This window comes from Lysobacter daejeonensis GH1-9, assembly GCF_000768355.1.
GTDB lineage: Bacteria > Pseudomonadota > Gammaproteobacteria > Xanthomonadales > Xanthomonadaceae > Aerolutibacter > Aerolutibacter daejeonensis.
The window spans coordinates 24,200-30,235 of sequence record NZ_AVPU01000026.1; the positions used below are offsets into that span (position 1 = coordinate 24,200).

Here is a 6,036-nt window from a genome sequence, read left to right on the forward strand (position 1 = left end):
CAACTCCCCGTATCAGGCCGGGCCTTGGCGCAACGCCACAGCCGCACCGAGCAAGCCCGGATGCGGGTGGGTCACCACGTTCACCGACACCGATTCCAGATACGCTGCGAACCGCCCCTTGGCCAGGAAGCGTTCGCGAAACGCGCTGCTGCGCAGGAACGGCACGAAACGCGGCACGATCCCGCCGGCGATCACCAGCGTGCGCGCGCCGTGGATCAGCGCGGCATCGCCGGCCACGCTGCCGAGGATCGCGCAGAACCGCGCCAGCGCGCGGCGCGAGGCCACGTCGTGGCCCTCCAGCGCGGCGGCCACGATGTCGGCCGGATCGCGCACGCCGGGCGGCGTCGCGCCCGGGGAGGGGACCACGCCGCGCAACGCGGCATCCAACTGGGCCAGGCCAGCACCGGACAGCACCCGCTCGTGCGACGTGCGCCCGTGCTGCGCGTCCATCCAGCGCACGATGGCGTGCTCCTCCTCGCCGATCGGGGCCAGCGTCACGTGGCCGCCCTCGGTTTCGACCGGTTGCCAGCCGCGTTGCGCGTCGCCGACCAGCAGGCCCACGCCGAAGCCGGTGCCCGGGCCCAGCACGCTGACCGGCCCACGCAGCGGGGCCATCGGCGGCCCGTACAGCGCGACGCAGTCTTCCGACGACAGCGCCGGGACCGCCCAGGCGACCGCGCCGAAGTCATTGAGCACGCGCAGTTCGTCCAGGCCGAGCGTGCGTTGCAACTCGCTGCGGCTGAACAACCAGGCGCGATTGGTCAGCCGGATCTCGTCCGCCGCGACCGGCGAGGCGACGGCGATCGCCGCACGCCGCGGGCGCACGCCGACGCCCTCCAGGTAGTGCTCCGCCGCGTGCTGCAGGCTGGCGAACTCGGCGTTGCACAACGCCCGCGATTGCAGCAACGTCGGTTGCGGCGCGGCCAGATCGGTGAGCGCGAAACGCGCATTGGTACCGCCGATGTCGGCGATCAACGCCAGCTCGTTTGAATCCGCCGTCATGCCACTCCCCCGCCTTGCCCGCTGCGATGTCGCCAACCCGCGGTTCGCGCGGGGCCAGGGGCAAGCGTACCTGCCAGCAGCAGGATGGGTGGGTGCATACGTTTGCAGGGACCGCAGGCGCGCACTACTTCGTCGAAGGGCGCAGATGCTTCGTTCGAATGCGCATCGTCGGGCGCCAAGCGACGCGCAATCGACGCATCACGTCCTTGGCGGAAAGCCGCGCTAACCCGCCCCCTGCACCCGCCGGCTCATCCCGAGGATGCCGCGGAACAGCGCCTGCACGTCGTCCGGCGCGAGTCCGGCGGCTTCGGCCCATCGCGCGCGTTCGTGCATCAGGTCGGCCTCACGCGTCGGGTCCAGCACCGGCGCACCGAGTTCTCGCTTGGCGGCAGCCGCCCGCGTGCTCAGCTCGCGGCGACGACGCAGCAGGTCGACCAGCTCGCGGTCCAATTCGTCGATGTGTTCACGCACCTCGCGCAACGCCGGCGAATGCTGCCCAAGGTCCGGGATCGCCAGGGCCACGGTGGCGGCCATCGGCTCGCCTGCGGCACTGTCGCCGATGCGCTGGTCAATCTCGCGCAGCGCGTCCATGAACTGGCGCCGGGTGTGCGCCGCGTACGGATTGTCGTTCTGGATCGCGCGGAACAGGTGGCCGGCGTCCGCGCGCACCGCGCCGATCGACGCCGCAAGGGCGCTGAAGCTGGGCGGCGCCCAGCGCAAGTCGTCGCCTACGCCGAGGTCGAGCAAGCCCTTGGCGATGAAGAACGCCATCGCATGGGTCAATGCCATGAAGCGATCGTGCGCCTCCGGCGTTTGCCGCGCCACTTCGCTGCCGAGTGCGGTGAACAGCGCCTCGGCGCGATCCGCCGCGCGCGGGTGCAGCGGACTGGGGCAGATCACGGTGCGCAGCGGCTCGGCGCGCGCGATGCTGAGCGGGCCGAACAGCGGATGCGCGCCGACATGCGCGATATCGCGGCCCAGCACCGCATCCATCACTTCACACGGCCCCTGCTTCACGCTCGCCACATCGATGACGACGTGGTCCGGCTGCAGGTATGGACGCAATGCCTGCAGCGCGGATTCGAACTGCGGCACCGGCACCGCGACGATCAGCACTTCGGCGTGCACCGCCAGCGCCCCGGGCGAGGCGACCGCGTGGGCCGCGGGCACCGGCGCCACCGGGTCATGCGCGTACCAACGATAGCCTTGCGCCTGCAGCAGACCGGCCAGTGCCTGGCCGAAGCGGCCGTAACCGAGGATGCCGAGGGTACCGGCCACTGCCATGGGACTGCCTTGCGATGCGGGGCCTCCATTTTTCCACGCCGCAGGTGCTATTTTTCAGCGGTTTCCGGCGAAACGGTCACCGCTGCAACAATGCGCGCTCAGCCCAGCGCCGCGCGCGGCGGCAACGACCAGTCGATGGGCGCCAATCCTTGCCGCGCGAGGTAGGCGTTGGCGGCGGAGAAGTGCCCGCAGCCACTGAAGCCGCGATGCGCCGACAAAGGCGACGGGTGCGGTGCTTTCAGCACTTTGTGCCTGCGTGGATCGATCACCTTGCCCTTGGCCTGCGCGTAGCTGCCCCACAGCAGGAACACCAGGCCTTCGCGTTCGCGGTTGAGCGTATCCACCACGTGGTCGGTGAACCCTTCCCAACCCTTGCCCTGGTGGCTGCCCGCCTTGCCGGCCTCGACCGTGAGCACGGCATTGAGCAACAGCACGCCCTGTCGCGCCCAAGGCAACAGGCAACCGTGGTCCGGCCGCCGCACGCCGAGGTCGCGCTCGATTTCCTTGTAGATGTTGAGCAGCGACGGCGGCACGTCCACGCCCGGCTGCACCGAAAAACACAACCCATGCGCCTGGCCCGCGCCGTGGTACGGGTCCTGGCCCAGGACCACCACCTTCACCTGGTCGAAGGGCGTGGCCTCGAACGCGGCAAAGATCTGCGGTCCCGGCGGATACACCTCCGCGCCCCGCGCCTTGCGCTCGCGCAGGAAGTCCGACAACGCGCGCATGTCCTCGCGCTGCAGCCAGTCACCCACGTGCACTTTCCACGAAGGCTCGAGTTTGATGCGGTCTTCAGTCACGTCTGGAGGCGTCCGGAAGGGCCAAGCCCTCTCAACCAAGCGAATAACGTGGGTGAGGAAAGTCGCCTGCAGGCCACTGGCCTGCGACTTGACGAACGCCCGGCGGCCATGGCGCCGGGCCGGGCGCGACTTGAGAGGGCTTGGCCCTTCCGGACGCTCGCGACATGGCGTCAGCCATCGAGCGACCCTTGTTCCGGCAGCCGCGCCAACCGCAGCTGGAACAGCGTTTTGGTGATCAGCAACCGCTCCTCGATCGGCTTCAGCACCAGGTCGTTGGCGCCATCGCGCAACAGCGCGGTCTGGTTGGCCGGGTTGGCGTCGCCGGTCATCACCAGCACCGGCAGGCGCCGCTTGCCGTAGCCGTAAACCTGGCGCACGCGCTGCAGCAGGTCGCCGCCTTCCAGCGCGCCCTTCAGGTAGACGTCGGTGAGGATCACGTCGGCACCGACGTCGTCCTGGCCCAGGTGCGCCTCCAGGTGCGCCAGCGCCTCTTCCACGCCGACGAAGTGCAGCACGTTGAGCCCGTGGCGCTCGAGCATGCGCTTGGTCGCCAGCGCCACCACCTTGCTGTCCTCCACGTACAGCACGCGCGCGCCGGGGATCGCCTCGGGCTGCACGTAGCCGCGGATGAAGGTGGCCAGCGCCTGGTGGCCGAGCGCCTTGTCGAAATAGTCGGTGACGTCCTCGGTGAAGCGCCGCGCCTCCAGGTGCGCCTGCGCCTCGCCGGAGACCACGATCACCGGCACGTAGGCCTGCCCCGCCGCCTCGCGCACGGTGCGCGCCAGCGCGATGCCGTCGCCGTCGGGCAGCACCAGCGAGGTGGTGACCAGGTTGACCGGGCCTTCGGCCAGCGCGGCGCGGGCCTCGGCGATGCTGCCGCAAGGCACCAGCTGCAGGCCCGGCAGTTCACGCGCCAGCACGTCGCCGATCAGCTTGCGTACCAGCTTGGAGCCGTCGACGACCATCACCCGCGTGGCCGCGTCGTCCAGATGACGGAGTTCGGTGCTGTCCATGCTCAGGTGTCGGTGGGGCGGGTCTGCCGCAGGTAATGGCCGGTGACAAGGCCGGCACCCAGCCAGCCGAGCACGCCGGCGCCGACCACGATGCCCGCGGCCTGGACGACGGTGAAGCCCTGCAGGGCGAAGCGGCTGCCGTAGCTGGTGGCCAGTTCGGCCAGCGGCGCGCGCAACGCGATGTCGGCGGCGGTCAGCATCGCCAGCGCGATCGCCCCGGCGGCGATGCCGTAGCAGGCCCCCAGGTACAGGAATGGGCGACGGATGAAGCCATCGGTGGCACCCAGCAGTTGCAGCACGCCGATTTCCTCGCGGCGCGCCTGGATGTCCAGGCGCACGGTGTTGCCGACCACCAGCAGGGCGCCGAGACCGAGCAACGCCGCCAGCACCAGCGCGAAGCGGCCGCCGAAGCGCAGCCAGCCATCCAGGCGCTGACGCCACGACGCGTCGTGTTGCACCACGTCGGCCTCCGGCAACGCCTGCAGCGTGTCCGCCAGCAAGGCCTCGTCGCCCTTGGGCGTGACCAGCAACAGGTGCGGCAGCGGGTTGCCATCGACCCCGGCCAGCACGTCGGCCAGTCCGCTGCGCTCGCGCAGTTCGGCCAAGCCCTGCTCCGGCGTGCGATGCTCGACCGCGACGACGTCGCCGCGCGCGCGCAGTTGCGCCGCGAGTTCGGTGGCGCGCGCGCCCGCGACCTCGGGCTTGAGGAATACACTGAGCTGCCGCGCCTGCTGCACGTCGCCGGTGAAGCGCTGCACGTTGTGCAGTGCCGCCCACAGCCCCAACGGCAGAGCCAGCGCGACCGCCATCACGCCCACGGTGAGCAGGGTCGCCCACGGCTTGCCCAGCATGCGGCCCACGCTGGCCACCAGGCTGTAGACGTGGTGGTCGAACCACGCGCCCAGCCTCGATTGCCCGCGCCCGGCCGGCAGCGGTCGATTGCCGGTATCGGCATTCATTCGGCCAGTTCCTCCGGACGGATGTCGTCGACCAGGCGCCCCTGGTTGAGCACCAGCACGCGCTTCCTCATGCGCTTGACCAGGCCCAGGTCGTGGCTGGCCACCAGCACGCTGGTGCCGCGTTCGGGCAGGCTTTCGAACAGGGCCAGGATCTCGGCCGACAGCGTTGGGTCGAGGTTGCCGGTGGGCTCGTCGGCCACCAGCAGCGCCGGCTCCGTCACCACCGCGCGGGCGATGCCCACGCGCTGCTGCTCGCCCGCGGACAGCTGGGTGGGCAGCGCATTGGCGCGCGCGCCCAGGCCCACCCGCTCCAGCACCACGCGCACGCGCTTGGCGATGTCGCCACGGCGCAGCCCGCGCAGCAGCAGCGGCAGCGCCACGTTGTCGGCCACGCTGCGGTCGGCCAGCAGGCGGTGGTCCTGGTAGACCACGCCGACATTGCGGCGGTGCAGGGCAACCTTGCCGCCACGCACCTTGAGCAGGTTCTTCTCGCGGAACAGCACCGTGCCGCGGCTCGGCCGCTCGCTGAGGTGGATGAGCTTGAGCAGTGTGCTCTTGCCGGCGCCGGAGTGGCCGGTGACGAACAGCATCTCGCCGGCTGCCACGTCAAAGCTGACCTCGCTCAGCGCGGTGTGTCCCCCGCCGTACTGCTTGCTGACGTTGTCGAAGCGAAGGACGCTCATCGCTCACCGGTCGTTATCAATGGCACCAGTATCGGGGGCGACGGCGACGAAGGCCAGCACCGCCCGACGTGGCAAAGGTGGCCCGCGTCGCAACCCCGCGCGCGGCCCGGAAACAGCGACGCCGGCACGAGGCCGGCGTCGGGGCACGGCATGCCGCGCGGATCAGTGCTGGGAACGCGGGGCGCGGGTGACCAGTGCCTTCAGCCCGCGACCGATCCGCTCCAGCAGGCCGGGCTTGGCTTCAGCCGCGGCCGGACGCGCCGGCTTGGTGGCCGGCACGTGGTTGGGCTTGCCG

At 70.7% G+C, this 6,036-nt stretch carries 6 protein-coding genes; all 6 read right to left on the reverse strand.

Going from position 1 to position 6,036, the window contains the following annotated elements; translation table 11 throughout:
* Positions 1–12: 12 nt before the first annotated feature.
* Complete coding sequence (gene glk, locus N800_RS12475; protein ID WP_036139138.1) at positions 13–1,002, reverse strand: glucokinase; 990 nt, start codon at positions 1,000–1,002, stop codon at positions 13–15.
* A gap of 222 nt (positions 1,003–1,224) precedes the next feature.
* Positions 1,225–2,286, reverse strand: a complete 1,062-nt coding sequence (locus N800_RS12480; protein ID WP_036139140.1) for a prephenate dehydrogenase/arogenate dehydrogenase family protein — start codon at positions 2,284–2,286, stop codon at positions 1,225–1,227.
* A 98-nt stretch (positions 2,287–2,384) separates the two neighbouring features.
* Positions 2,385–3,086 carry a uracil-DNA glycosylase gene (gene ung / locus N800_RS12485; RefSeq protein ID WP_036139143.1) on the reverse strand — a complete coding sequence of 234 codons (702 nt, stop codon included), beginning with the start codon at positions 3,084–3,086 and terminating at the stop codon, positions 2,385–2,387.
* A 170-nt stretch (positions 3,087–3,256) separates the two neighbouring features.
* The gene (locus N800_RS12490; protein WP_036139145.1) at positions 3,257–4,099 is read right to left on the reverse strand and encodes a response regulator; all 843 of its coding nucleotides are present in this window, start codon (positions 4,097–4,099) and stop codon (positions 3,257–3,259) included.
* A 2-nt stretch (positions 4,100–4,101) separates the two neighbouring features.
* The gene (gene ftsX, locus N800_RS12495) at positions 4,102–5,058 is read right to left on the reverse strand and encodes a permease-like cell division protein FtsX (protein ID WP_052108223.1); all 957 of its coding nucleotides are present in this window, start codon (positions 5,056–5,058) and stop codon (positions 4,102–4,104) included.
* A complete protein-coding gene (gene ftsE, locus N800_RS12500) occupies positions 5,055–5,741 on the reverse strand; it encodes a cell division ATP-binding protein FtsE (protein ID WP_036139149.1) in 687 nt (228 codons plus the stop codon). Before ftsE ends, ftsX begins: the two co-directional genes overlap by 4 nt.
* Between the last annotated feature and the right edge of the window lie 295 nt (positions 5,742–6,036).

Coding starts and splice junctions, on each gene's coding strand:
- glk (WP_036139138.1), bottom strand. CDS start 1,002: ATGACGGCGGATTCAAACGAGCTGGCGTTGATCGCCGACATCGGCGGT.
- N800_RS12480 (WP_036139140.1), bottom strand. CDS start 2,286: ATGGCAGTGGCCGGTACCCTCGGCATCCTCGGTTACGGCCGCTTCGGC.
- N800_RS12490 (WP_036139145.1), bottom strand. CDS start 4,099: ATGGACAGCACCGAACTCCGTCATCTGGACGACGCGGCCACGCGGGTG.
- ftsX (WP_052108223.1), bottom strand. CDS start 5,058: ATGAATGCCGATACCGGCAATCGACCGCTGCCGGCCGGGCGCGGGCAA.
- ftsE (WP_036139149.1), bottom strand. CDS start 5,741: ATGAGCGTCCTTCGCTTCGACAACGTCAGCAAGCAGTACGGCGGGGGA.